Below are 26,778 nucleotides of genomic sequence, written 5' to 3'. Positions count from 1 at the left end.
GGTGGCTATATTTCACACAAAAATCACGGATCACTGATCTACTAACCAAATCAGATCAGGATCAGGTTTTTACTAAGTTGATCAGCCTGAGATCAGTATTTTACTTAGAGAATAAGATAACTTGTTGATTTAATGTTAAGGGGATCAGTATTTAGTTTAAAAGCTGAGCAAAGAAAAGCATATGATCAGTGCGAAACTAGTAAAATAATGATCCGTGAAAGCGAAGGTTAGTAAAACACTGATCCTGAAAAACACGAGTAAGTAAATCGCTGATCCGTCTTGATCAAGGCAATAAAAAACCGGCATGCAAGCCGGCTTTTTCAACTTATTATCAATTACTTGATTTGTGGATCAAGTTCACCCGATAAGTATTTAAGGTGCATATCATCTAAAGAGATAGGCTTGATCTTACCAGCTTGGCCTGCCGTACCAAACGCTTCGTAGCGAGCAACACAGATCTCAGTCATTGCTTTCGTTGCTTCAGCTAAGTATTTACGTGGATCGAAGTTAGCTGGGTTTAAAGCTAAGTGGCGACGAATTGCACCTGTAGATGCTAAACGAAGATCGGTATCGATATTTACTTTACGAACACCGTATTTAATACCTTCGATGATTTGCTCTACTGGCACACCATAGGTTTCAGGGATTTCACCACCGTATTGGTTGATCACTTCTAACCACTCTTGTGGCACTGAAGACGAACCATGCATTACCAAGTGCGTGTTAGGAATACGCGCGTGGATCTCTTTGATGCGATCAATCGCTAAGATATCGTCTGTTGGTGGACGCGTGAATTTGTACGCACCATGTGATGTACCACAAGCAATAGCAAGTGCATCAACTTGAGTTTTACGAACGAAATCAGCGGCTTCTTCAGGATCTGTTAGCATTTGATCAGTAGATAATTTACCTTCTGCACCCACGCCGTCCTCTTCACCTGCTTCACCTGTTTCAAGTGAACCTAAAACACCTAACTCGCCTTCTACAGACACACCACAAGCATGTGCCATTTCAACAGTTTGACGAGTAACATCAACATTGTATTCATAACTTGAAGGAGTTTTACCATCAGACATTAATGAGCCATCCATCATAACTGATGAAAAGCCTAACTGGATTGAACGCTGACATACACCTGGTGAAGTACCGTGGTCTTGGTGCATTACGACTGGAATATGTGGCCATTCTTCAACGGCAGCTAAAATCATATGACGAATAAAAGGGGCACCAGCATAGGCACGCGCGCCTGCTGAACCTTGTACAATTACCGGGCTGTTTGTTTTGTCAGCCGCTTCCATAATTGCGCGCATTTGCTCTTGGTTATTAACGTTAAAAGCAGGTACGCCGTAACCATTTTCAGCTGCATGATCAAGAAGTTGTCGCATACTGATTAAAGCCATTTGGTATTCTCCAAATTGTATCGACAGTAGTTTCCTACTATCTAGTTTGAACGGATAAGTTATTTTTTGATGCATCACTGCATCACGAAAAGCTCGCGCCTACCGTAACAGCTGTAAATAAAACGAGGGTGAGAGGTATTTTATTAACAGCTAAACCAGCGTAATTACCTAATAACTACGCTGGCATACGCACTAATTACTTAGCACGTTCTTCAAGCATAGCAACTGCTGGTAATTTTTTCCCTTCTAAAAATTCAAGGAAAGCACCACCACCGGTTGAAATGTAAGAAACTTTATCGGCAATGCCGTATTTATCAATCGCTGCAAGCGTATCACCGCCACCAGCAATCGAGAATGCACTTGAGTTAGCAATCGCATCAGCAATAGCACGTGTGCCGTTGCCAAATTGGTCAAATTCAAATACACCTACTGGACCATTCCATACAACGGTGCCTGCATTAGCAATGATTTTTGCTAATTGGTTTGCTGTATCAGGACCAATATCGAAGATCATGTCTTCGTCTGTTACTTCATTCACATCTTTTAGTGTTGCCACTGCAGATTCTGAGAACTCATTACCTACAACAACATCAGTTGGTACCGGGATTTCACCGTTATTAGCTTTTGCTGCCGCACTTAATTTATTTGCTTCATCAATTAAATCAGCTTCAAATAAAGACTTACCTACTGGGTGACCTGCTGCTGCGATGAAGGTATTAGCGATACCACCACCTGTTACAAGTTGGTCAACCACTTTAGAAAGTGAATCAAGTACAGTTAACTTAGTCGATACTTTAGAGCCACCAACGATAGCAACTAAAGGACGAGCTGGGTTATCAAGCGCTTTACCTAGTGCGTCTAACTCTGCCGCAAGTAGTGGACCTGCACATGCAACATCAGCAAATAAACCCACACCGTGAGTCGATGCTTGTGCACGGTGAGCCGTACCAAATGCGTCCATTACGTAAACATCACATAATGCAGCTAGTTTTTTAGACAATGCTTCGTCGTTTTTCTTTTCGCCAGCGTTAAAACGCACGTTTTCGAAAACAACCACTTCGTTATCAGCAACGTCTACGCCTTCTAGGTAGTCTTTTTCAAGACGAACTGTTTGCTCAAGGGCATCATTTAAATAATTAACCACAGGGGCAAGTGAAAACGCTTCATCATATTCCCCTTCCGTAGGGCGGCCAAGGTGTGACATCACCATTACTTTAGCGCCTTTTTCTAACGCTAATTTGATAGTTGGTAATGCTGCACGAATACGCGCATCAGAGGTCACTTTACCTTCTTTTACAGGCACATTTAAATCTTCACGAATTAACACGCGTTTGCCGTTTAAATCTAAATCTGCCATTTTAATGACCGACATGGACTTCTCCTTAGTTAACGATACTAATATTATATTTATAAATTATTGGCTTACAGCCATCATCGCACGCGCAGTGTCGAGCATACGATTCGCAAAGCCCCACTCATTATCGCACCACACTAACAACTTTATCAGTCGTTTATGACTAACACGTGTCTGAGTGCCATCTATGATACAAGAATGTGGGTCATGATTAAAATCTACCGATACCAATGGCTCTTCAGTGTAACTTAAAATACCGTCAAGGCGGTCTTTTGCAGCTAACTTAAGTGCTTGATTGACAGTCGCTAAATTCACATCGGTATTCACTGTTACACTTAAATCCATCGCCGTCACGTTGATAGTGGGTACCCTAACAGCAATGGCTTCAAAGCGACTATGAAACTTAGGCAAAATACGCTCAATACCACGAGCAAGCTTTGTATCTACCGGAATAATAGATTGGCTTGCAGCACGAGTGCGGCGTAAATCATGATGATACGCATCAATCACTTGCTGATCATGCATCGAGGCATGAATCGTTGTAATAGCCCCAGATTCAATCGAAAATGCGTCATCCAGCACTTTAATCACTGGCACAATACAGTTTGTGGTACATGAACCGTTTGAAACAATCGTATGTTCAGCTTTTAGCTCATCATCGTTAATACCATACACAATTGTGGCATCGACATCAGCATCTGCAGGCTGCGAAAACAATACTTTTTTTGCACCAGCAGCTAAGTGTAGTTCTGCATGTTCACGAGAGTGATACACCCCAGTACATTCAAGAACCACATCAACATCAAGCGTTTGCCATGGCAGTTCTGCAGGGTTTTCTTCTGCAAATAAGGCTATAGAGTCGTTAGCAACCGTTAAAGTATCTTCGCCAAGATTAACTGGAAATGAAAAGCGGCCATGAGATGTATCGTATTTAAGGAGATGGGCAATGCCCTTAGGGTCGGCTAATTCGTTAATAGCGACAATTTTGATTTGATCTTCAAGCCCAGACTCATACAGAGCACGGACGATGTTGCGCCCAATTCGACCAAAACCATTAATTGCAAGTTTGATTGCCATGAAGAAGAAAATCCACTCTATTTGCTTGCAGATAAAGGCAGCTGCCTTTTAGATGGCGGTATTGTAATCGACCTGAAGAGTTTTTATAAGAGGTCAGGTGAAATAAAAGTTGCTTAGTATGTTTTAGATGGCGCAGTTTTGGTAATCGACCTTACACATTATTATAAGAGGTCAGGTGAAATAAAAGTTGCTTAGCATGTTTTAGATGGCTCAATTTTGGTAATCGACCTGAAGAGTTTTTATAAGAGGTCATGTGAAATAAAAGTTGCTTAGTATGTTTTAGAAGGCTCAATTTTGGTAATCGACCTGAAGAGTTTTTATAAGAGGTCAGCAAAAATAAAAATTGCTTAGCATATTTTAGATGGCGCAGTTTTGGTAATCGACCTTAGACATTTTTATAAGAGGGCAAGGTAAATAAAGCTACTTTAACAACCCTAGATGGCTCAATTTTGGTAATCGACCTTAGACATTTTTATAAGAGGGCAAGGTAAATAAAACTGCGTTAGCAACCTCAATCTTACTTTTTTCCTTTATAGCCAGCGACGAACAGATTTTTGGTATTGCTGGTATGCTGACCCAAACTTCTCAGCCATAAACGTTTCTTCTGGCATAATTTGAAATCGATTCATATAGAGAATAAATATCGGCAGCATTATAAAACTCGCAATATTACCAAGATAAATTCCCCAACCGACTAGCATTAGTAACATACCAACATACATTGGGTTACGGCTAAATTGATAAACACCACTTGTAACAAGACTCGCTGACTTTTCTGGAATTCGAGGGTCAACAGTCGTGCCTTGCTTACGAAATTGATAAACCCCTAATAAAGCAAACATCACACCTGAAAATGCTATGAGTATTGCTACAAAAGATGATGCAAAAAACGAGAAGCTAAAACTCGTAAACAACTCTGCTATGCCCCACATCATCAACGCAATGATCAGCAGTAGCACAACTGGGGGCACTTTTAATTCTAACTGATTCACACAAGCTCCCCTACTTTCAATGCCTTACCACGACTAATTTGATGACACTGGGCTAAGAATAACTCGGCCGTTGCCATGGCATCAGTCAGGGCATGGTGCGAGCTGTAATGCGGTAAGTTGTAGCGCTTACGGCATTCGCTAAGTGTTAAATCATCGTGGCCAATTTCGTGGCCTTGCTGGTGCAAGCGTTTTTTTTCAATAACGAAGGTATCAAGAATTAAACGCGCTTTTGCATCTAAACCAAGTGTTCTGCAGGCCTGTTTTAAAAACCCCCAATCAAGTGCCGCGTTATGAAACACTAAAATGCACTCACCAAAATGCTGATGCAGCTTGCCAAGAATGCTTTCGAGGCTTTCACCTGTATCTATGTCTTGTTTTGCAATACCGTGATAAATCGGGCTTTGCTCTAAGCTTTGCACGTCTTTATTTATTAAGTGCTGCGCACCGCTGAGTTTAATGCATTGTTCTTCTATCATCACCCACGCCACCGAGACAATTTCGTGCTGGCGAGGATCTAGGCCCGTTAATTCCATGTCTATCACTACGTAGCGTTCTTTATAGGCATCGGCTGCCAAGAGTTGCTTGCGCGCTAAATACCGACTTAACCAGCGTTTAACCATACCCTCTCCTATAAACTACCGCGAGCAAATTTAAATGCGGCAGCTTGCTGTGCCTGTTTAACCAAATAAAATGCTTCTTTTAATTGATGTCGCTCCAATGAATTCAACGCATTTGGGTTAATACAGTTGCTTGGCAATCCCTCTTCGTTAATTTGTGTGCCTAAACGCAGCTGGGTTAAAAAGCGCCAACAGTCTTTTAGGTTATATAAATCATCTTTATTGAGTAGCGAAAATTTCATTAATGCATCAATACGCTCTTGCGTATTAGCACGCTGAATACCCGCTTTGAGGGAATATAAACGTACTATGTCGTTAATGATCACCACACCGCGTTTTTTTAAGTCGAGGTACTTATGCTGCTTTTCGTCTTTCTCTAATTTAAATTGATTAAACAAACCAATGGGCACTGGCGTATTTTTAATGTCGCTGGCCATAGCCGCATAGAATAAGTCATTTTTAGAAATGCGTTTTAGCTGCTCACAAAAGCGCGCATATAAGGTAGTGGAACCTTCAATAAAACGTAGGTCAAAAAATATCTTACAATTGAGCATCGCCTCTGGTGTAGGTGAGGTGATCCACTTATGAAACTTTTCTGTCCAAGCATTAATGCCCATACGGCACTGTGCATTGCTCGCCATAATATTGCCAGGGCAACGTTTTATACCGCACTCAATTAAATGCTCACAGACATACTCGCCCATGCGCTTAAAGTAATCGTGTTGTTCGTCTGTTAAATCATCAGGTAGCAACAGGCCATTATCTTGGTCAGAATGCAGTGTTTGTTCTTCTCGCGCTTGTGAACCAAAACAAATAAAACTAAAGCTGGTTGGTGCCGCGCCATTATCTTCTTGGAACAAACGAATTAACCGCGAAGTCAACGCATCGGTTAAGCCACTTAATAATTTACCAATCAAGGAGATGTCATCAATATTGTTTGAAAAACCTTTTAATAAACAGGGTATCTCTTGCGAATAACGCTTTAAATCAACCACGCTGTGCGCTTTGTAAATTCGTCCAATCAATTGTACTGGGTCGCTTTTTTGCTGACGCAGTAAATCCGTACTGGTGAGCATACCAAGCGGTTTGTGATGTTCATCAAGCACAGGTAAATGGTGAATATTGTGCTTAAGCATTAAGTGTAGCGCCGAAAACACGCGGTTATTTTCAAAAATAAACTTGGGCTTACACGTCATGATGCTACTTACTGACTCTTGTGGGTCAACCTCATCGGCTAATACGCGGTTGCGTAAATCTCGGTCGGTCACGACTCCTACAAGACGCTCATGTTCAGTCAACATAATTGATGAAACACCCTGTTGTTTCATTTTTTTAGCGGCTTGACGAATACTTGCATCTGGCGCCAAGGTGACGGCTTTGCGATTCATCAACTCGCAAATTTTTTTCTCCGACCAACTGTCGTTTTGACTTTTATAATGAGACGACAATAAACAGTTTTTATGGGCACGAACAAAGTATTGCTCAAACACTTTATACTCACGGCGTAAGTAATCAAATGCCGCTTGGTTAAGCATGTAAACAATGCCTTCCTTTTGCACTGAAATGCTATTTTGAATTGCTTCGCCAGTTAACAATGAAGGAAAACCAAAGTAATCGCCACTTGATAACTTAGTGATCACATCGCCTTTTGGGTCAACTAAATCATAATCGCCAGAGCGAATTAAAAATAATCTTAGATTATCCGAACTTAACCACTGATTTTGATTCTCACGGGTCAAATAAATAATATCGAGATGGTTTACAAAATACTCACTGGCAGCGCCATCAAGCTGATTAAATGGCGTTTGCTGCATCACAAATTGGGCGACTTCCTGTTGCTCGGTATTCATGGTCATTCTCGCTATATAATAGAGACAATATCTACACTACCCCTGTTTGAAATAAATAAAAAGCCCGACTTAAGTCGGGCTTTTAAACGTCAAGAGTGTGTTCTTATAAAATGGTTTTATTAGTGCGCGTGTGCTGCGCTCGAACCTTTAGGGTTACGGATACCTTCAACCATTTCTTGGATTTCAACTGGTGTTTCAGCCGTTAGTTTAAGTACGATAGCTGCAACTACAAAGTTAACAATCATACCAATAAGACCGATACCTTCAGGTGAAATACCAAATAACCAGTTTGCCGGTGTATTCAACTCAGGGCTTACGAACTTGAAGTAGATAATATAAGCCGCTGTGAATGTAATACCTGTCACCATACCCGCAATCGCACCTTCTTTATTCATCTTCTTAGAGAAGATACCCATAATGATGGCTGGGAAGAAGCTCGCCGCTGCTAAGCCGAAGGCGAAGGCAACAACCGAAGCCACGAACCCTGGCGGGTTAATACCAAAGTAAGCTGAAATCACAATCGCTATCATCGCAGCTAAGCGCGCTGCAAGTAGCTCTTGTTTGTCACTTATATCTGGTTTTAAGGTGCGTTTTAATAAGTCATGGGATACCGAGGTCGAGATCACCAATAGTAAGCCTGCTGTTGTTGATAGCGCTGCTGCGATACCACCTGCTGCGACTAATGCAATCACCCATGCTGGTAAGTCTGCGATCTCAGGGTTTGCAAGTACCATGATGTCGCGGTCAACTTTAACTTCGTTTGCGCTGTTTGGATCATCAATCTTACCTGCTGAGTAGAACATTTTGCCGTCACCATTTTTATCGTTAAAGGTGATTAGGCCTGTTCTTTCCCAGTTTTTAACCCAAGCTGGTGCTTCTGCGTACTCTGTACCGCTACCGTCTTTACCGTTAATTGTATCAATCATGTTTACACGAGCGAATGACGCTACAGCAGGTGCTGTTGTATAAACAACTGCAATGAAAACAAGTGTCCATGCAGCTGAGATACGCGTGTCTTTAACACGTGGAACAGTGAAGAAACGAACGATTACGTGCGGTAAACCTGCAGTACCAACCATTAATGCGCCTGTAATTGCGAATACATCAATCATGCTCTTCGAGCCTTCGGTGTACTGCGCAAAGCCAAGCTCGGTACTGAGTCCATCTAATTTATCAAGTACAAACTGTCCTGAGCCATCGCTAAGGGTTGCACCGAAGCCGGTTTGTGGGAAGAAGTGACCTGTCATCATCATTGAAATGAAGATTGCTGGAACAAGGTAAGCAAATACGAGTACACAGTACTGAGCTACTTGCGTATATGTAATCCCCTTCATACCGCCTAATACAGCGTAGAAGAATACAATCACCATACCAATGTAAACACCGGTCTCAATATCTACTTCTAAGAAGCGAGAGAAAACCACACCTACACCACGCATTTGACCTGCGATATATGTGAAACAGATAAAAATAGCACATAAAATTGCAACAACACGTGCAGCTTGTGAGTAATAACGGTCACCGATGAAATCAGGTACCGTGAACTTACCAAACTTACGTAGGTAAGGAGCTAAACAAAGTGCAAGTAGTACATAACCACCTGTCCAACCCATTAGATATACACCACCGTCATAACCTGCAAACGAGATAATACCCGCCATTGAGATAAACGATGCTGCACTCATCCAGTCAGCAGCGGTTGCCATACCATTTGCTAGCGGCGGTACACCGCCCCCTGCAACATAGAATTCATTTGTTGACCCAGCACGAGCCCAGATTGCGATGCCGATATAAAGCGCGAAGCTTAAACCGACGATAATAAACGTGAGTGTTTGAACATCCATTGCTTAGCTCCTATTCGTCTACGCCGTATTTTTTATCTAACGTATTCATTTTGAAAACGTAAACAAAAATCAAAGCAACAAAGGTGTAAATAGCGCCTTGCTGGGAGAACCAGAAGCCGAGTTTAAACCCAAAGAAACGTATCTCGTTAAGTACGTCTACCAGTAAAATGCCGAAGCCAAATGACACGACAAACCAAATTGCTAATAATTTAAATAGCAGTGCGAGGTTTTCCGCCCAATAAGCTTTTGCTTGTTCTTCATCTTTAAAAGCCATTTTTTATCCCCTTATGCATTACAAGAAAGTAATGAGTGGTATTAGTTGTCATTAACTAAGTTAGCAAGGGTTCTGATTTATGGAATTGAGACCATAGTCGTAACAGTTAGTTTACGTTTACGTAAACTGCAAAACACCGTTTGTTAACGAATGGTAAAAAACAATATTTAACAACAACTTAACCTATAAAGATAAATTTGCGAAATAGCGAAAATAGTAAAAACGAATGATCTGCGACATTAGTCTAATAACAGCGCATAAAACAGTACTATCTTTTAAATATCAACAACTTGCTTTTTATTAATTTTTATTGCAAAAAATCTAGCCATCGAAATCGCGCATAATTCTGGTAAGGTAGTGTTATTACAATAATTACTGAATTTAAACATGACAGCTGCGCTTTTATTTGTTGCACTCGCCTATATTGGCGTGTTGTTTTGGTTGGCAAATTGGGGAGACAAAACCACTCCTCTTGCAAAAAGAATTAGTCACCACCCATTTGTCTATTCTTTTTCACTAGGGATTTACTGTACGTCTTGGACCTACTATGGTTCGGTTGGTACAGCAGCCACCAGCAGTTGGAACTACTTACCTATTTTAATTGGCCCTGCGCTGCTATTTTTCTTCGGCCAAGGGTTTTTACGTAAATTAGTACTGGTCAGTAAAAAGCAAAATATCACCACTATCGCCGACTTTATTTCTGCTCGCTATGGTAAACGGCAAACCACCGCGATTATGGTAACGATTATCGCTTTATTAGCGACTATTCCGTATATCGCACTGCAATTAAAAGCACTAAGTAGCAGCTTCTTACTGCTGCAAAACGACGATCGTATTTCGGGATCTATGCTGGCCCTTTCAGCAACACTTATCATGGCAATGTTTGCGATATTCTTTGGTACTCGTAAGGTGGATGTAACCGAATATCGCTCGGGGCTGATGCTGGCTGTTGCCTTTGAATCGATGATTAAATTACTGGCTTTAGTGGCCGTTGCTGGGCTTGCTTTATACACATTATTTAATTTAACTACGGTGCAAACCGAGCAACTAAAGGGCTCTATTTGGCAGCACTGGCATAACTTCGACTTTTTTAGCTTTAACTTTATCGGTCAGTCATTAATGGCAGCTGCGGCGATTATCTGTTTACCAAGGCAGTTCCATGTAACTGTGGTCGATAACCAAGATAAACGCCATCTTTATACAGCCCGCTGGGCATTCCCCCTGTATTTGTTACTGACTGCGGCAATGATTTTCCCTATTGCAACAGCAGCTATACACCCAGGCATTGGTAGTGGCTTCTCTCCAGATAGCTTTGTATTAGCCCTACCGCTGATGCACGAAAACGCCTTTTTAACGACCTTTGTATTTATCGGGGGTCTATCAGCGGCTACAGCGATGATTGTTGTAGCCACACTTACACTCAGCACCATGATCTCAAACGATGTGGTATTGCCGCTAATGCTGCGTCGTAAGTTTAAACGTAACCTCATCACCAGCAGCTATAAATCACAAATTCTGTTAGTTAGACGATTCACAATTGCTGGCATTTTGATTTTGTCGTATTTCTACCAGCAATGGTTTGGTCATGGTAAAGCATTGGCTAGTATGGGTTTAGTCGCCTTTTCTTTAGTCTCGCAATTACTGCCTGCTATTGTGGGTGGTCTATATTGGCGAAAAGGCCATGCTTATGGGGTTTATGCGGGATTATTAGCAGGCTTCATTTGCTGGGTTTTATTCTTAATGCTACCTATTTTAGATGCAGGCAATACCTTAAACGCAGAGCTACAACAAACACTCATTACTCGTGGCACCCTCATTGCTTTATTTGCCAATATTGGCTGTTACATTAGTTTTTCGCTCGGTGCAGATGAGCGTTTAATTGATAAAATTCAGGCAGCTGCCTTTGTTAATCCTAAAGATCAAGCTGTGTTTGCTAGACGCTTGAATAAAAATGTGAAAGCCACCGTCTACGACTTTAAGGTTCTACTACAAACCTTCTTGGGCGTACAGCGATCGCAACAAGTTTTAGCCCATTACTCTTTAACTCATAACTTAGATAATAATAACGCACACCCAGAACCTGAGTTTATTGCCTATTGTGAACGCGCCTTAACTGGTGTGCTTGGTGCCTCTTCAGCACAGGCGCTGATCCACACAGTTGCCTCAGGTAAACGCATGGCCTTTGAAGAAGTCGTTAACTTTTTTGATGAAACCACACAAGCTCTGCAATTTAACCAAAACCTATTATTCACCTCACTTGAAAACCTCAGCCATGGTATTTCTGTTGTTGATAAAGAGCTTAATTTAGTGGCATGGAATAAGCGCTACGCAGAAATGTTTGACTACCCAGAAAACTTTTTAGAGGTTGGTCAACCCATAGAGGAAGTGATCCGCTACAATGCCGAGCGCGGCGAGTGTGGTCCAGGTGAAGTTGAGCGCCATGTAGAAAAGCGCGTGCAGCATCTTAAAAACGGCACGCCCCACCACTTTATTCGCCACCGCCGTAATGGCCAAGTGTTCGAAATGATTGGTAACCCACTGCCAGATGGTGGCTTTGTAACAAGTTTCTCTGATGTTACCACGCATATCGAAACGCAAAATGCGCTTGAAGAAGTAAACATGGACCTTGAAAACCGTATTGAAGCGCGTACTCAAGAAATCCGTACTATCAATAAAGATTTACAAGCACAAATCGATAGCCGAGTACAAACTGAGCAAGCACTTACTTTAGCTAAAAAAGAGGCAGAACAAGCTAATGACAGTAAAACGCGATTTTTAGCCTTAGCAAGTCACGATATTTTACAACCGCTGAATGCGGCGCGCCTGTACCTTGCAGCCATTGATGATAAAACCCTCTCTAACAACAACTTAAATAACTTTGAAAAGCTTGGCGCAAGTTTAGATTCAACGGTGCATTTGATGTCTGCGCTGTTAGAAATTGCCAAGCTCGAGCAAGGGGCAATGACGCCAACTCCACGTCACTTTAGTATTGATGACATACTTGCCCCGCTTAAGAACGAATACGCCATTATGTCGAGCGAAAAAGGCTTAAAGCTGACGGTGCGTTCAAAAGGAGTAATTGTTCACAGTGATATCACTTATTTACGACGAATTATTCAAAACTTGGTGTCAAATGCGGTTAAATACACTGATAGTGGCCGAGTTTTAATTGCTTGTCGCAAACGCAAACATCATTTACGTATTGAAGTATGGGACACAGGCCCCGGCATTACAGAAGTAGAGCAAGCGAAGATCTTTAATGACTTTTATCGTATTGAAGCGGGAGATAACAAAGGGGTTGGCCTTGGCTTAGGAGTTGTAAAACGAATGGCCGACTTACTCTCTTTACGATTAGATGTCAGTTCAAAGCCTGGCAAAGGTAGCCGCTTTAGTATTGAAGTACCTTATGGTGAAAGCCAATTTATTCAACAAAAAGAGGCACCTAAAAAAGGTGTTGAGAACCGCAGTGCAATGAATATTATTGCGGTGGATGATGACCCAGAAAACCTTAATGCCATGGCAAGCCTATTGCAAAAGTGGCAGGCCAATTACCAACTCTTTGATCAAGTTGAAACCGTGATGGCCTATGCCAAAGAGCACCGAGCGCCCGATGTGATCTTAATGGATTATCAGCTCGGTCATGATTGCGATGGCATCACGCTTATTAAAACCCTACGAGAAATTTGGCAAAGCCCAGTACCGGCAATTTTAATCACAGCGGTACGTGATGAAGCGCTAAAACAGCAAACCAAAGAAGAGCAAATTCATTACCTTAGTAAACCTGTTAAGCCCGCAAAACTCAAAGCACTGCTTAACCACAGTACTTAACAATAGTGCTTAACCAACGTTTTTAAAAACATAGATTTAAGGCAAAGCTGCGGGCTTTGCCTTAAATTTTTGGAACAACCAACTAAGCGCAACTAACGACAAGCCTAAGCCGATAAACGAAATAGCCCGCAATAATCCAGTTAAGTTTGCCATATCAATCAAGAACACTTTTAACACCACCAGCGCCAATAAGCCAAGGCCAAGCTTTTGTAATAACGTAATGGTTTTTAAATGCCCTATCACAACTAACATAGCTCCGATAATAAGCCAAACTAAAGAATAACTGTAAAGCTCGGCATCTGAGGTTGGCAAAGCAATATTTATAAACTCGCCTTGCCAGTTGTGGCGAATTTCCGCATTGATATATAAAACACTCATCACACCTGCAAGTGCTGTAAACAGCTTTTGTAAATAGTGTTGAGATTTCGTCAGTCGGCTTGCCCAAATTGCAATTAAAGCTGGTACTAACCAAAGTAATAGTAACCAGTTAATAATCGGCCAGCTGCCTATATTTATCGGTTCAAAAAACGGATTTACAACGGTAAAGCTTTTCACTACTAGCAAGCCGCTTAATGTTAATAACGCAAAACCAGCCATTTGATAGAGCTTAACCAATTGCGCAGTAAAGCGTGAGCGCAGTAAGTAAACACAGCCCAAGATGCCCCAGTTACAGGTCAGTAAAATATGCTCATACACAGACAAATTCTCAAAGTCAGGATAGCGCCCTACTAACTGATAGCTCGTCTCTGTGGTAATAAATAAAGCAATGCAATGTAGGGCTGCCCCCTCTAGCCACATTCGAACAGATTGCTGCTGCCAATGCCTTGCTGCCAAGTAAAATAAGCAAGCACATACAGGATAAACAACCAAACTCCAATGTACACCGAGCAGCAGCGCATCACTGTAATCCGCTGACCAAGGTGCAAAACTTAATCTAATGAGTAAAGCACCAACTAAACCTTTAAGCGGCCAAGTCAGTATGCTGAGTGACTGTTTATTCACATAAAAACTGATCAACAACACTTGCACAGCAAGCGCTAAGGTCAAGCTGCTACCTTCAAGGAGCATGGTTAATGCCAAACTAATATTGGCATTACCGCCGAGCCAGTAACTAAATACTCGCATTGGATTTGTGCTATTGATGGATAACTTAAATAGCCAGGCAGACAGTGCCAGTAATACAAAGCACCAAACCGGGTATGCCGTCATCAAGGCATGGTCGGGAGTGATGAGATATAAGCAACTAATAATCACAAAACTTGAAAGTGATGCAAGTAACGTAAAGCCAAAGCGTTTAGGGTATTTACGACCAAATAAAAAACCATAGCCTGCAAACAGAGCAATAAAGAACAGCCCTGCTCCGTAGTTTTGCCGAAATACAAAAAGTTGCTCAGAATAATCAACAGTATTATTTTGCCCTGTCAGCAAACACACCACACTCACCACAGATATTATTAGCCAGTGATCCCATGCACTGTTTTTTAATACCAAAAACAACAGTAAAGCCAGTAACAACAACATACTCAATTGCCAAGTAAGCAGTTGGTTACTACTCATGAGTAAAAGATAAAGTGGTACGACAACCGCTAATAACAGAGGGTTGTCGGGCAGTTGTTTCAGTAGCGTTTTAAAGCGATGTGGGCGGTATTCAATTTGCTTAAAGCCCAGCCCAAGGCGTGGAATAGCAATTAACAATATGATGCTAAATAGAGCATAAAGATTAATAAACCAATGCAGGTTTTTAGATACTGTCAATGCAACTAAAATGTACCAACCTAAATGACCTGCCCATAACAGATACCACAGCCAATGACGTTTTACATAATGCGCTACCAGCGAAGCAGAAACACTAACAAAAGCAACATAGGTAAGCAGCGCTATAAAATCATTATTCCCAGTATTGACCCAAACCGGCACGCTGTAGGCGCCAATAATACCAATGACCGCAAGCACTGGACCAAAACGCAGCGCCATCCAGCTTGCAGCTACAGAGATTAAGGTTAAAACGCTAAATGCAGGTAATGCTTGGAGTAAGCCATAATGGCTGTAGGCCAGTAAAGTGAGCGCAAAACAACTGATAAAGCCGCCGCTAGCAAGCGCAGCGGGAATATAGTTACTAAACCCATCAAAGATAATACCTTTACGATGTAACACCTCAGCCGCAACAATTAAGCTCAGACCAAAAATAGCCCCAAGTGTGAGTCGCATAGTTTCGGATAATAAGCCTGCTTCCAGTGAATAGCGGGCTAAAAAGATACCACCAAAGGCAAGTGCAACCGCTCCTACCCAAGTTAGCCAATTGGCTTTGATTTGTGTAACGAGTTGGCTTACTAGCGGATTTAAAATGGCAGGCTTGGGTTTTGTTGGCTCTGGCTTTTTAGGGATAGCCTCAATCGGCTTAATAATGACTTTCGGCTTTGGTTCAAATTTTGCTGAGTCAGTCAGATCTTCGTTTGAATTTTCAAACGTGTTTGCAGTATTTGTTTGAGGGTTATTAACATATGTCGCGTTAAGTTTTACTCGAAGAGCAGCCACCTCTCGCTTTAAACTAGAGAGTTGAAAAAGGGCAATAATGCCAGCAATTGAGCCACCTACAACAACTAGTGCTAGTAAGACTAGTAACGCAATACCGCCGTCCATACTCTCTCCTTGTGTATACTTTAAACAAAAAAGCAAAAGCCTTAATTGTTTATACAATAAACACTTAGCAAGAGTAAATAAACAACGATATTGCGTTTTAGCCGGTTAAGACTGTTCAGTCACCGTACGCTCTAAGGTCATCTTGTAACCTGAATCAGTGGTTTCATCGTGTTCAATCACCAAGATATAGTTACCTTCTTCGGTAAAATCCATATCGCTTTGTTGCAAGAGCACAATCTGTTGGCCGTTATCTTCAAACACCACATAAGTTGTATAAACTTCGTTATCAACCACCTGCTCTTGTTGGTCGTATTGATCTAACCCTTCAACAACATTGCTAGTATCTTCAACCGTTTCGCCATTGAGGGTAAAGTACACATCGACTTCGTCTATCTCTTGCCCTGCATAGCTATCAATTAAGTTAACCACAGTAACTGCGTGGCTGTAGCTGCTTGGTGTTAGATTTTCTTCAATGGTCATCATACGAGGGCCGTAATCTTTGTCATTGTAGAAAAGACCAACCGCACTTTGCTCACGCTCTAATGTCATTAAGAAATTATCTACAATCGTGTCGCCAGCTTCATCTAACATGGCGACGCTGTAACTATTTGGCGACATACTCATGTATTCAGAGTAACTATCGTTGCTAACAACTTCGGTGTTAGTCGCCGTTGTGCCTCGGGTTACTTTAAACTGGGTTTGCGTGTAATCATCAATGGTATTAATAAAACGCAGCTGACCTTGCGCGTCTTGGTGGTTTAGTTGTGTTACAGAGCTACTTGCCGTAACGACATCAAGCGTAATGCCATCTTCTTCTGTTGCATAACTTGGGCGGATCATCGCCATGTACGTTGCTTCATCATTAAAATACACGGTTGGTGATTCAAAAATCACATCTGTGCTGCCGCTAGCGGTAATATAAATAGTGTAATAACCTTCCTCAAGCGTCGCTAATTCTGGCTCAACGAGGTATTGCGAAGTCATTAATAACTCTGCGGTATCAAATACACCGTCGTCAGTGGCAACATATACATCGTAAAGATTGTCTTCGCCAACAATATTAAAAAAGCCGACATTGAATTCATCTTCATCGCTTGACGTCGGCACACTTAGCTCTGTAAAAATTGGTTCAGCAAAGTCACCATTCATTACTAATAACTGAGTTTGATCATTTTTTATATTGATAGTTTCTTCGTCAATCGTAATATAACTGTCGTTGGCATCAACATATTCAAAACTGAGATCATACTCCCCCGAACTGTAGTTATGACGAGTTGATACATCACCAAAGTCTGCCCCCGAGCGCTCAGTGTCATCAACAAATAAACGCGTGTATGGGCTGTTGTAAGAGCCATTGTACAGTTGCACATAGCCACTATTGCTACTGCTGCTGTCATCGCTTGAGCAGGCAGCTAGTACCGAAAGCAAACTTGAGGCAACAATTGTTTTAAGCAGAGTGCTTTTCATGGAATTTTTTCCTTATTGTTTGTAATACCCCATTCTGACTCGAATAAATCGAAAAAATTCTATGTTTTACAAACTATTACCTTCACTTACAGTTACTTACGATAAGGTTAAAAAGTGTAGAAAATGATGTAGAAAAGCACTTAATTAATCATAATTATGGACAGAAAATCACATTTATAGTGAAAGCAGCTTACTTTTACACGAAAAGTAAATAATGGTTACATTTTAGGCGTTTATGCAATCAAATCAGATAAATTATTAGATAGTTAAATTTGCGCTATGCAGCACAAAAAAATTAGCAAATAATGGTGTTCACACAAACGGGATTAGAATGAGGACTATGAACACGATTTTAACCACACAATGCGATGATGATGTTGGTCTAATTGCCAAGATCACTGGCCTTTGTCATCAGCATAATTTAAACATTACGCGTAATAACGAATTTGTAGATAAAGACGCTAAACGCTTTTTTATGCGTACAGAGTTAAGCGGTGTTATTGCTGAGGACTTTTTACCAAGGCTTGCTGAGCTACTTCCTGATGGCGCAGAGCTTGCCCTGCACAGCAGCGAAAAAACGAAAGTGGTATTGCTTGCCACTAAAGAAGCGCACTGCTTAGGTGGTGTATTACTTAAGCAGTTCGAAAAAGCCTTAAACATCGAAGTACTGGCTGTGATTGCCAACTACGCTGATTTAGCGCCATTGGCTGCAGGCTTTGGCGTGCCATTTCATGTGGTATCGCACGAAGGTTTAAGCCGTGCGGAGCATGATCAAAAAGTCGGTGATTTAATTGCCAGCTATCAGCCTGATATTATCGGCCTTGCAAAATATATGCGTATTTTAAGCCCTGAATTTGTGGCGCGCTTTGAAGGTAAGATTATTAATATTCACCATTCATTTTTGCCTGCCTTTATTGGTGCAAAGCCTTACCATCAGGCGTTTGAACGCGGTGTAAAAATTATTGGTGCGACCGCCCATTTTGTTAATAATGAGCTTGATGAAGGGCCGATTATTTTACAAGATGTGACGCATGTCAGCCATGCGGATACCGCAGAGATGATGGCAAAAATGGGTAAAGATGTAGAGAAAACAGTATTCTGTAAAGCGCTGCAACTCGCATCTGAACATAAACTGTTTATCAATGGTAATCGAACCGTGGTGTTCGCTTAAGCAATAAAATGAAGAGGCTGAATGGCCTCTTTATTATTTTTATTATCGTTTGTTATGCCGACTCAATAGGCTCTAGTTGCAATTTAGAGGCAATTAATACCGCTTGAGTACGGTTATACACACCTAGCTTTCTAAAAATTGCTGTAATGTGTGCTTTAACGGTTGCTTCAGAAATATGTAACTCGTAAGCAATCTGTTTGTTTAACAAGCCTTCGTGTAAGTATTGCAACACCTTGTATTGCTGCGGTGTCAGTGAAGCCACTTGCGCTGCAATTTCTTTGTCTTCGCCATCTACAGCAGCCACTTTATCTTTAAGTTCAAGTGGCAGCCAAACATCGCCTTCAAGAATGTGGTTGATTGCCAGCGCAATATCATCTGATGAAGATGATTTAGGAATAAATCCCATCGCACCATAACCCATTACTTTAGAAACTACATTGATGTCTTCGCTGCCAGAAACAACAGCTATTGGTAAGCTTGGATAGTCTTCGCGAATGCGAATAAGGCCGTATAAATCGCCATTGCCTGGCATGTGAAGGTCTAGTAGTAAGATATCAAGATCTTCTTGCTCGCTTAGCACCTGCAAAGTGGTATCAAAGTTTTCCGATTCAAACACTTCTAAATCAGCGAACTTAGCACTCAATGCCCCTTTCAGCGCTTCACGAAATAACGGATGATCGTCCGCTATTAAAAACTGACTCATGGTTCACTCCTAATAAATTCGGCTGACACCTATTTCTAAGTGACAGCCGATATACTACGTTTAGAATCAACTTCTAATCAAGTTTTTAACGCGATTTTAACGATTTAATCGGTTTTCGATTAGCTCATCAACAACGCTTGGATCGGCTAGTGTAGAAGTATCTCCAAGCTGTTGGTGCTCATTTGCCGCAATTTTACGTAAAATTCGACGCATGATCTTACCAGAACGAGTTTTCGGTAAACCCGGAGACCATTGGATCATATCTGGTGATGCAATTGGGCTTAACTCTTTACGAACCCAGTTACGTACCTCTTTTGTTAGTTCATCACTCACTACAACACCCTCATTTGGAGTGATGTAAACATAGATGCCCTGACCTTTAATATCATGCGGGTAACCAACTACAGCCGCTTCTGCTACTGCTTCGTGAGCAACCAATGCACTCTCGATTTCGGCAGTACCTAGGCGGTGGCCTGATACGTTAAGTACGTCATCTACACGGCCTGTGATCCAGTAGTAGCCATCTTCATCACGACGACAACCGTCACCAGTGAAGTACACACCAGGGTATGCTGAGAAATAGGTTTGTTCAAAGCGCTCATGGTCGCCATAAACTGTGCGAGCTTGTGATGGCCAGCTGTCTAAAATAACAAGGTTACCGTCAACCGCGCCTTCTAATGTGTTGCCTTCAGCATCAAATAGTGCCGGTGCAATACCAAAGAACGGACGAGTTGCTGAGCCTGGCTTCATATCTGTCGCACCTGGTAATGGTGTGATCATGATGCCACCAGTCTCTGTTTGCCACCACGTATCTACGATTGGGCAGTTTTCGTTACCAATATGCTCGTAATACCATGCCCACGCTTCTGGGTTAATTGGCTCACCTACAGAACCCATAACACGAAGACTTTTACGAGTTGAAGTCGCTGTTGGCTCATCGCCTTTCGCCATTAGAGCACGAATAGCAGTCGGTGCTGTGTAAAGGATAGTCACGTTGTGCTTATCAATTACTTCACCCATACGCCCCGCTGTTGGGTAAGTTGGTACACCTTCAAATACGACTTGCGTGCAGCCATTCACTAATGGGCCATAAGCAATGTAGCTGTGACCTGTGATCCAGCCCACATCGGCACTACACCAGAAAATATCGTCTTCTTTAAGATCAAACACATATTCATGTGTCATCGATGCATAAACAAGGTAACCACCGGTAGTATGAACCACACCTTTTGGTTGACCCGTTGAGCCTGAAGTATAAAGAATGAAAAGCGGATCTTCTGCATTCATTGGTTCAGGTTCGCACTCAGCTGGTAAATCAGCGACAAGCTCATGCCACCAAACATCATGACTATTCCATTCAACTTCACCACCGGTCAGCTGATGAACAATAACGTGCTCAACGGTGGTTACCGAGTCTTGTGATACCGCTTCATCAACATTTGCTTTAAGTGGTACGCAGTTGCCAGCACGGCGACCTTCGTCTGAAGTAATTACCACTTTAGCGCCTGAGTCATTAATTCGGTCAGCAATCGCTGATGGAGAGAAACCACCAAATACTACAGAGTGAATCGCACCAATACGCGCACACGCTTGCATAGCGTAAATAGCCTGCGGTGTCATTGGCATGTAAATAGCGACACGGTCACCTTTCGATACACCTAATTTTTTAAGGCCATTAGCTAATTTAGCGACTTCGTCGTGAAGCTTTTGGTAGCTGATGTTTTCGTTATGTTCAGGGTTGTCGCCTTCCCAAATGAGGGCTGTTTTATCGGCTTTAGTAGCAAGGTGGCGGTCAATACAGTTATAAGATGCGTTTAGTTGGCCGTCTTCATACCAGCGAATACTGATGTGGCCTTTGTCGAATGAAGTATTCTTTACTTTATTATAAGGAGTTGACCAATCAAGACGTTTACCGTGTTCTCGCCAAAATCTCTCAGGGTCATCAATCGATTGCTTATACAGTGTATTATATTTATCGTTATCAACTAATGCAGCATTCTTGATATGCGCTGGTACTGGATAGATACTTTCTGACATTGTTGTCGTCTCCATTTTAATTACTTGCCTACGGCCTGCATCAAGGATCACTCAGCAAAGCCCCTGAAAGTATTAGACCTTAGTTGTATATCTTGTCATTTAACAAAAAACGTCGAAATCGCCTTCTATAATCTAGTTCAATGTTAGATTGGTTGTGATTTAACCAGATATTCCACCTTAGTCTAATAGACCAATAGATAATTGAGAGAAGTCTTATCTTAAACAACAGTGGTACAACAACATTATTAAAAAATCATTAATGCAACAAGTAGCTTCGACAGGAATACACATTATGACAACAACAAAAGTAACCGCATTAAAAACACTAGCAGCTTCAGCTGTTTTATCAGCACTTGCCAGCAATGCTAACGCTGCAAACATTGGTAACACAGAGGTTTCTTATGGTGGCTATGTAAAACTTGATGCCATGTGGAGTGATTACTCAGCAGGCGTACCAGCCGGTGGTAGTATTGGCCGTGACTTCTATGTACCAGGTACAACACCAGTAGGCGCAGACAGCGACAGCGATGCTGTATTTGACATGCACGCGCGCCAATCTCGCTTTAACCTAGGTACCGCAACAAAGTTAGACGATGGCAAAACCATCAAAACTAAAATTGAAATCGACTTTATTGCTTCAGCACCAGGCGGTAACGAACGCGTTAGTAACTCTTATGCGCCACGTATTCGTCAAGCATTTGTAACTTATGATGGCTGGTTATTTGGTCAAGCATGGTCAAACTTTCAAAACGTAGGCGCATTACCTGAAACACTCGACTTCGTGGGACCTGCTGAGGGTACCGTGTTCGTACGCCAAGCACAGGCACGTTACACTACTGGCAACTGGTCATTCTCTATCGAAAACCCAGAGAGCACAGTCACAGTAGACGGCGCTCGCGTAGCCACTGATGATGCATCAATGCCTGACTTTACAGCACGTTATGCACATAAAGCTGATTGGGGTGAATTAGTATTTACCGGTCTTGCTCGTCAATTAACTTACAAGCAAAATGGCATTGATGCAGATACATCATCGTTCGGTATCAGCGCCTCAGGTAAAGTTAATTTTGGCCAAAACAACCTAAAATTCATGCTAACTCAAGGCTCAGGTTTAGGCCGCTACATTGGTTTAAACGTAGCAAATGGTGCTGTGCTTGATGGTGATGATTTAGATGCGATTGATTCAACATCAGGTTTTATTGCCTACCAACAACACTGGAACAGCCAATGGCGTTCTACTTTCCTTTACTCATTCTTCTCAGCAGATAACAACACAGATTTACTTGCAGTGACTGGCGACCCTACAGAAATGAGCCAAAGCTATAGTGCCAACCTTTTATACTCGCCTGTTAAAAAGCTCACCTTTGGTGTTGAGTTTAAACATGCCGAGCGTGAGTTAGAAAGCGGTGCTGACGGAGATATGGATCGTCTACAATTTTCTGCAAAATACGTTTTTTAAGATTTAAACTTATTTACTTCCTGAAGCGGCTTCGGCCGCTTTTTTTATATCTCCTTTTTATATTTCTGTGCCCTTTAAACTTTTTTGCAATCAATTATTCACTAAAACAGCAAACCTTAATTGCAAATTATTTTCATTTAGATTAGATTACGCATTAATTTCACGATTCATTGAACTAATTGGAACTTTGCATGTCATCAACAAAAATTTTGCGCTTATCTCAATTAAGCCTTGTGACCTCAGCACTTTTAAGTGGCCACGCTTTTGCAGAACAACAAAAAGAAGAACAAGCAATTGAAAAAATTGCCGTGTATGGCCAGCATCATAAAAACTACATCACTGAAGAAGCACAGTCTGCGACCAAATTAGGGCTAACAATTAAAGAGACACCACAGTCAATCTCTGTTGTTTCACGTGCATTAATGGATGACTTCTCACTCGATAATCTAAACGCTGTACTTGAAAGCACACCGGGTGTGACTGTTGAGCAAATTGAAACTGATCGTACTTATTTTAAAGCTCGCGGTTTTGAAATCACTAACTTCCAGGTTAATGGCATGGGTATGCCACAAGACAACGGTTCAATCCAAGGTACTCTTGATACCTCTATTTTTGATAGTGTTGAAATTGTACGTGGTGCCAATGGTTTAATGACAGGTGCGGGTAACCCTTCAGCAACCGTGAACATGGTTCTAAAACGCCCTACTTATCAAACACAAGTAAATGCGTCTGTATCGTATGGCTCTTGGGACAACAAACGTTTAGAGCTTGACGCTTCAACAGCTATCAACGAAAACCACGCTGTACGTGCAGTATTCACTAAGCACAAAACTGAGTCATACCTTGACCGTTACGAGCAAGATAAAACAATTTATTACCTAGCCTACGAAGGTCAATTAACTGATAGCACAGTAGTCACTGCAAACTATGTAAATCAAAAGAAAGATGCCGACAGCCCACTTTGGGGTGCCTTACCACTTTATTACAGCGATGGTTCAGCAACAAACTTTGATGCGTCAACCAGCACTGCTTCAGATTGGTCATATTGGAATAACACAACTGAGCAGCTGTTCTTATCAATTGAGCAAGCAATCACCAATACTTGGTTCTTAAAAGCCAGCTACGCGCACTTAGAAAATGAGCAAGATTCTGAGCTTTTCTATGTTTACGGCACACCAGACAGAGAAACAGGTCTTGGCCTAACTGGTTATGCGAGTGAATATGACCACAAAGATAAGCACGACATTTTAGATATCTACGCAACAGGTAAATTTGATTTATTTGGTATGGAACATGATCTGTCGTTTGGTGTAAACCAAGCAGATATGGATAACAAAGATAAATCATTGTATGACCGTACAACAGGCAATGGTTTCCCTGCGATGCCTGAGCTAGGTGGTTGGGACGGTGTTGCGCCAGTACCAACACTTACTGATGGTTTAACAGGTGCTGATATCACTAGTCGACAACGCTCTGCATATATTTCAACACGCATTCGTGCAACTGACGCATTCAGCATTTTAGCGGGTGTAAGCCAAGTAAATTGGGAAACGGAAGGTGCCTCTTACGGCGTTGCAAAAGACAAAGATAGCGACCAAACAGTGCCGTACTTCGGTGTTGTTTATGATATCAACGAAAGCTTCTCAACTTACGCAAGCTACACAGAAACCTTTGTTCCGCAAACAGAGCGTGACGTAAACGGTGATTATTTAGATCCAATCACAGGTAAAAGTAGCGAAATTGGTGTAAAGGCACAGCTACTTGATGACGACTTATTTGTAACTGTAGCCTACTTTGATGCAAAACAAGTTGGCCTTGCTGTTGCTATCCCAGGTTCATTACCTGATGACACTCGCTACTATGGCGCAGATGGTATTAACAGTGATGGTATTGAAGTAGAGCTTAGTGGCAAAATCAACGAAACGCTGAGCGCGAGCTTTAGTTTCAGCAATCTAAACATTGATGGTGATGAATTAGTTAAAAACTACACACCTGAAAACCAATTTAAACTTGCTGTAACTCATAAAGTGCCTGAAGTTGATGGTTTAACCTTTGGTTTAAACTACCAATGGCAAGACGACACTAAACGTGTACAACCTACTCAGCCGTCTGGCGTTGTTCCTGTTACTAAGCAAGATGCTTACGGCTTATTAAATCTAATGGCAACATACGATATTAATGACCACATGAGCGTTAACTTAAACGTTAATAACGTAACTAACGAAAAGTACTTACATAGCTTGTTCTGGGAGCAAGGTTATTACGGCGCACCGCGTAGTTATTCAGTATCTTTCAACTGGCAGCTATAATTTTATAAAGCGACAAGTTTTAAGCTTTAAGTACATGAAAAGCCGCATCATATGCGGCTTTTTTATTACCCCATTTTACTCTAAGAGCAAAAAACATAGCGAATAACCTTCACTTCATTGCACCTTATAAATTTTTCTGTAGTGTATTAAAAAATGAATATTTTAGTTATTTGGTACAGATTAATGGATGCTAAAAAATCGAAACGCTCTAGAAGATGTCCAGATTGTGGATGGAAGTTTCCAATAGCCAAAGCGAGTACACCAATAGACAGGGTTGACGGTAAACTATTCACTTGCCCTGATTGCCAAACAGCTCTCATATATCGAACTGATACAGAACTTATGTATCGAATTTTCACGCTGATGACAATACCAGCTACCAGCTTGGCATTCATATATGACGATAATGCGCTATTTGAAACAATAGCGATTTTTTTGATAATCCCTCTTGCAACCCTTGCTGCTATTTTATGGCGTCGTAGCGAATATATTGAACGTGTAAAATAACTTAAAATTGTCACTGAATTGAAAATGCGACAAACTACTGCCTACTCCAACAACTGCGGGTATATCCCGCATTAAGTTCTGCAATTAAACGCGATATAAAATCGCTGCTACAAACAACCATAAAAAAACCGCTAACTGTGTAGCGGTCTTTTTGTGTTAAGTGCGGGTCAAATCACGCTTAACTATACTCTTTTGCGGTGTTTATAGCTCGTCTTCAGCTAATAGGCCTGCATCTTCACCATCTTCTGGTTGCACAGTTGCTTGAAGTAATAGCATCTCACGTAACTTACCTTCGATCTCATCTGCGATCTCTGGGTTGTCTTTTAAGAACTTAATTGAGTTTGCTTTACCTTGACCAACTTTGCTGCCATTGTAGCTGTACCAAGCACCTGATTTTTCAACAATCTTATGCTTAACGCCTAGATCGATTAGTTCGCCTTGTTTAGAAATACCTTCACCATACATGATGATGAACTCAGCTTGTTTAAACGGCGGAGCAACCTTGTTTTTAACAACTTTAACGCGGGTTTCGTTACCAACAACCTCATCGCCTTCTTTCACTGAACCAATACGACGAATATCGATACGTACTGAAGCGTAGAATTTAAGTGCGTTACCGCCTGTTGTTGTTTCAGGGTTACCAAACATAACACCAATTTTCATACGGATTTGGTTGATGAAAATACATAGTGTGTTTGAACGCTTGATGTTACCTGTAAGCTTACGTAATGCTTGTGACATTAAGCGAGCTTGCAGACCCATGTGTGAGTCACCCATGTCACCTTCGATTTCAGCTTTAGGTGTTAAAGCTGCTACCGAGTCAACAATCACAACATCAACAGCACTTGAACGAACTAACATGTCACAAATTTCTAATGCTTGCTCACCCGTGTCTGGCTGAGAAACAAGTAAATCATCAATGTTTACGCCCAATTTTTGTGCGTATACAGGATCTAAAGCGTGCTCAGCATCTACGAATGCACACGTTTTACCTTGCTTTTGAGCTTCAGCGATAACTTGTAAAGTAAGTGTTGTTTTACCTGATGATTCAGGACCATACACTTCAACAATACGGCCTGTAGGTAAACCACCAATACCTAGTGCGATATCGATACCAAGTGAACCTGTTGAGATTGCTTCAATATCTAGGGCTTTGTTGTCGCCCAGTTTCATAATTGAGCCTTTACCAAATTGACGCTCAATTTGTGATAAAGCAGCGTCTAAGGCTTTTTGTTTGTTATCGTTCATT

Annotated in this window: 18 protein-coding genes; 5 read left to right on the top strand and 13 right to left on the bottom strand. The window is 41.6% G+C overall.

Going from position 1 to position 26,778, the window contains the following annotated elements:
* Positions 1-335 precede the first annotated feature (335 nt).
* From fba to L1272_RS09785, 8 genes are all read right to left on the bottom strand, one after another.
* Positions 336-1,400: a class II fructose-bisphosphate aldolase gene (gene fba, locus L1272_RS09820; RefSeq protein WP_054551166.1), complete on the bottom strand. Its 1,065-nt coding sequence runs from the start codon at positions 1,398-1,400 to the stop codon at positions 336-338.
* 196 nt (positions 1,401-1,596) lie between these two features.
* Entirely contained in the window at positions 1,597-2,772 is a 1,176-nt protein-coding gene (locus L1272_RS09815; protein WP_054551165.1) for a phosphoglycerate kinase, read from the bottom strand.
* Positions 2,773-2,814: 42 nt separating this feature from the next.
* Positions 2,815-3,831: an erythrose-4-phosphate dehydrogenase gene (gene epd / locus L1272_RS09810; RefSeq protein WP_054551164.1), complete on the bottom strand. Its 1,017-nt coding sequence runs from the start codon at positions 3,829-3,831 to the stop codon at positions 2,815-2,817.
* Between the two features lie 530 nt (positions 3,832-4,361).
* The gene (locus tag L1272_RS09805; protein ID WP_138618566.1) at positions 4,362-4,823 is read right to left on the bottom strand and encodes a methyltransferase family protein; all 462 of its coding nucleotides are present in this window, start codon (positions 4,821-4,823) and stop codon (positions 4,362-4,364) included.
* Positions 4,820-5,443, bottom strand: a complete 624-nt coding sequence (locus L1272_RS09800; protein WP_138618564.1) for a 3'-5' exonuclease — start codon at positions 5,441-5,443, stop codon at positions 4,820-4,822. The genes L1272_RS09805 and L1272_RS09800 overlap by 4 nt, the downstream gene beginning before the upstream one ends.
* 8 nt (positions 5,444-5,451) lie before the next feature.
* Positions 5,452-7,290 (bottom strand): DUF294 nucleotidyltransferase-like domain-containing protein, encoded by a 1,839-nt coding sequence (locus L1272_RS09795; RefSeq protein WP_235373277.1) that lies wholly within the window; start codon positions 7,288-7,290, stop codon positions 5,452-5,454.
* A 119-nt stretch (positions 7,291-7,409) separates the two neighbouring features.
* Entirely contained in the window at positions 7,410-9,134 is a 1,725-nt protein-coding gene (locus tag L1272_RS09790; protein WP_054551161.1) for a sodium:solute symporter family protein, read from the bottom strand.
* 10 nt (positions 9,135-9,144) lie between these two features.
* A complete protein-coding gene (locus tag L1272_RS09785) occupies positions 9,145-9,408 on the bottom strand; it encodes a DUF4212 domain-containing protein (protein ID WP_054551160.1) in 264 nt (87 codons plus the stop codon).
* Positions 9,409-9,795: 387 nt separating this feature from the next.
* On the opposite strand from L1272_RS09785, the gene L1272_RS09780 reads away from it, so the two are divergent.
* The gene (locus L1272_RS09780) at positions 9,796-13,236 is read left to right on the top strand and encodes a PAS domain-containing hybrid sensor histidine kinase/response regulator (protein WP_138618560.1); all 3,441 of its coding nucleotides are present in this window, start codon (positions 9,796-9,798) and stop codon (positions 13,234-13,236) included.
* A 36-nt stretch (positions 13,237-13,272) separates the two neighbouring features.
* Here L1272_RS09780 and L1272_RS09775 read toward each other — a convergent pair whose 3' ends face one another.
* Both L1272_RS09775 and L1272_RS09770 read right to left on the bottom strand, forming a co-directional pair.
* Entirely contained in the window at positions 13,273-15,876 is a 2,604-nt protein-coding gene (locus L1272_RS09775) for a DUF2339 domain-containing protein (protein ID WP_235373276.1), read from the bottom strand.
* 105 nt (positions 15,877-15,981) lie between these two features.
* Positions 15,982-17,343 (bottom strand): DUF4397 domain-containing protein, encoded by a 1,362-nt coding sequence (locus tag L1272_RS09770; RefSeq protein ID WP_138599723.1) that lies wholly within the window; start codon positions 17,341-17,343, stop codon positions 15,982-15,984.
* A gap of 340 nt (positions 17,344-17,683) precedes the next feature.
* Here L1272_RS09770 and purU point away from each other — a divergent pair, with 340 nt between their 5' ends.
* Complete coding sequence (gene purU, locus L1272_RS09765) at positions 17,684-18,514, top strand: formyltetrahydrofolate deformylase (protein ID WP_194441795.1); 831 nt, start codon at positions 17,684-17,686, stop codon at positions 18,512-18,514.
* Positions 18,515-18,566: 52 nt separating this feature from the next.
* On the opposite strand, the gene L1272_RS09760 is transcribed toward purU, so the two are convergent.
* Together L1272_RS09760 and acs are read right to left on the bottom strand one after the other, a co-directional pair.
* Entirely contained in the window at positions 18,567-19,217 is a 651-nt protein-coding gene (locus L1272_RS09760; protein ID WP_054551155.1) for a response regulator transcription factor, read from the bottom strand.
* A 96-nt stretch (positions 19,218-19,313) separates the two neighbouring features.
* Positions 19,314-21,254, bottom strand: coding sequence for an acetate--CoA ligase (gene acs / locus L1272_RS09755; RefSeq protein ID WP_235373275.1), 1,941 nt, complete (start codon positions 21,252-21,254; stop codon positions 19,314-19,316).
* 292 nt (positions 21,255-21,546) lie between these two features.
* Between acs and L1272_RS09750 the strand changes: the two genes are divergently transcribed.
* The 3 genes from L1272_RS09750 to L1272_RS09740 all read left to right on the top strand — a co-directional run bounded on the left by L1272_RS09750 (position 21,547) and on the right by L1272_RS09740 (position 25,529).
* A complete protein-coding gene (locus L1272_RS09750) occupies positions 21,547-22,713 on the top strand; it encodes a DcaP family trimeric outer membrane transporter (protein WP_138618554.1) in 1,167 nt (388 codons plus the stop codon).
* Between the two features lie 191 nt (positions 22,714-22,904).
* Positions 22,905-25,022, top strand: a complete 2,118-nt coding sequence (locus tag L1272_RS09745; protein WP_138618552.1) for a TonB-dependent siderophore receptor — start codon at positions 22,905-22,907, stop codon at positions 25,020-25,022.
* 153 nt (positions 25,023-25,175) lie between these two features.
* Positions 25,176-25,529, top strand: a complete 354-nt coding sequence (locus tag L1272_RS09740; protein WP_138599726.1) for a hypothetical protein — start codon at positions 25,176-25,178, stop codon at positions 25,527-25,529.
* 201 nt (positions 25,530-25,730) lie between these two features.
* Here L1272_RS09740 and recA read toward each other — a convergent pair whose 3' ends face one another.
* Positions 25,731-26,777, bottom strand: a complete 1,047-nt coding sequence (recA, locus tag L1272_RS09735) for a recombinase RecA (RefSeq protein WP_054551150.1) — start codon at positions 26,775-26,777, stop codon at positions 25,731-25,733.
* Between the last annotated feature and the right edge of the window lies 1 nt (position 26,778).

The sequence above is a fragment of the Pseudoalteromonas sp. PAST1 genome (assembly GCF_021532515.1).
GTDB classification, from domain to species: Bacteria; Pseudomonadota; Gammaproteobacteria; order Enterobacterales; family Alteromonadaceae; genus Pseudoalteromonas; species Pseudoalteromonas simplex.
This window is presented reverse-complemented; position numbering and strand designations above follow the sequence as displayed.

Excerpts from the sequence above, each read along its gene's own strand:
- fba (WP_054551166.1), bottom strand. The coding sequence starts at position 1,400 with ATGGCTTTAATCAGTATGCGACAACTTCTTGATCATGCAGCTGAAAAT.
- L1272_RS09815 (WP_054551165.1), bottom strand. The coding sequence starts at position 2,772 with ATGTCGGTCATTAAAATGGCAGATTTAGATTTAAACGGCAAACGCGTG.
- epd (WP_054551164.1), bottom strand. The coding sequence starts at position 3,831 with ATGGCAATCAAACTTGCAATTAATGGTTTTGGTCGAATTGGGCGCAAC.
- L1272_RS09800 (WP_138618564.1), bottom strand. The coding sequence starts at position 5,443 with ATGGTTAAACGCTGGTTAAGTCGGTATTTAGCGCGCAAGCAACTCTTG.
- L1272_RS09795 (WP_235373277.1), bottom strand. The coding sequence starts at position 7,290 with ATGAATACCGAGCAACAGGAAGTCGCCCAATTTGTGATGCAGCAAACG.
- L1272_RS09790 (WP_054551161.1), bottom strand. The coding sequence starts at position 9,134 with ATGGATGTTCAAACACTCACGTTTATTATCGTCGGTTTAAGCTTCGCG.
- L1272_RS09785 (WP_054551160.1), bottom strand. The coding sequence starts at position 9,408 with ATGGCTTTTAAAGATGAAGAACAAGCAAAAGCTTATTGGGCGGAAAAC.
- L1272_RS09780 (WP_138618560.1), top strand. The coding sequence starts at position 9,796 with ATGACAGCTGCGCTTTTATTTGTTGCACTCGCCTATATTGGCGTGTTG.
- L1272_RS09775 (WP_235373276.1), bottom strand. The coding sequence starts at position 15,876 with ATGGACGGCGGTATTGCGTTACTAGTCTTACTAGCACTAGTTGTTGTA.
- L1272_RS09770 (WP_138599723.1), bottom strand. The coding sequence starts at position 17,343 with ATGAAAAGCACTCTGCTTAAAACAATTGTTGCCTCAAGTTTGCTTTCG.
- purU (WP_194441795.1), top strand. The coding sequence starts at position 17,684 with ATGAACACGATTTTAACCACACAATGCGATGATGATGTTGGTCTAATT.
- L1272_RS09760 (WP_054551155.1), bottom strand. The coding sequence starts at position 19,217 with ATGAGTCAGTTTTTAATAGCGGACGATCATCCGTTATTTCGTGAAGCG.
- acs (WP_235373275.1), bottom strand. The coding sequence starts at position 21,254 with ATGTCAGAAAGTATCTATCCAGTACCAGCGCATATCAAGAATGCTGCA.
- L1272_RS09750 (WP_138618554.1), top strand. The coding sequence starts at position 21,547 with ATGACAACAACAAAAGTAACCGCATTAAAAACACTAGCAGCTTCAGCT.
- L1272_RS09745 (WP_138618552.1), top strand. The coding sequence starts at position 22,905 with ATGTCATCAACAAAAATTTTGCGCTTATCTCAATTAAGCCTTGTGACC.
- L1272_RS09740 (WP_138599726.1), top strand. The coding sequence starts at position 25,176 with ATGAATATTTTAGTTATTTGGTACAGATTAATGGATGCTAAAAAATCG.
- recA (WP_054551150.1), bottom strand. The coding sequence starts at position 26,777 with ATGAACGATAACAAACAAAAAGCCTTAGACGCTGCTTTATCACAAATT.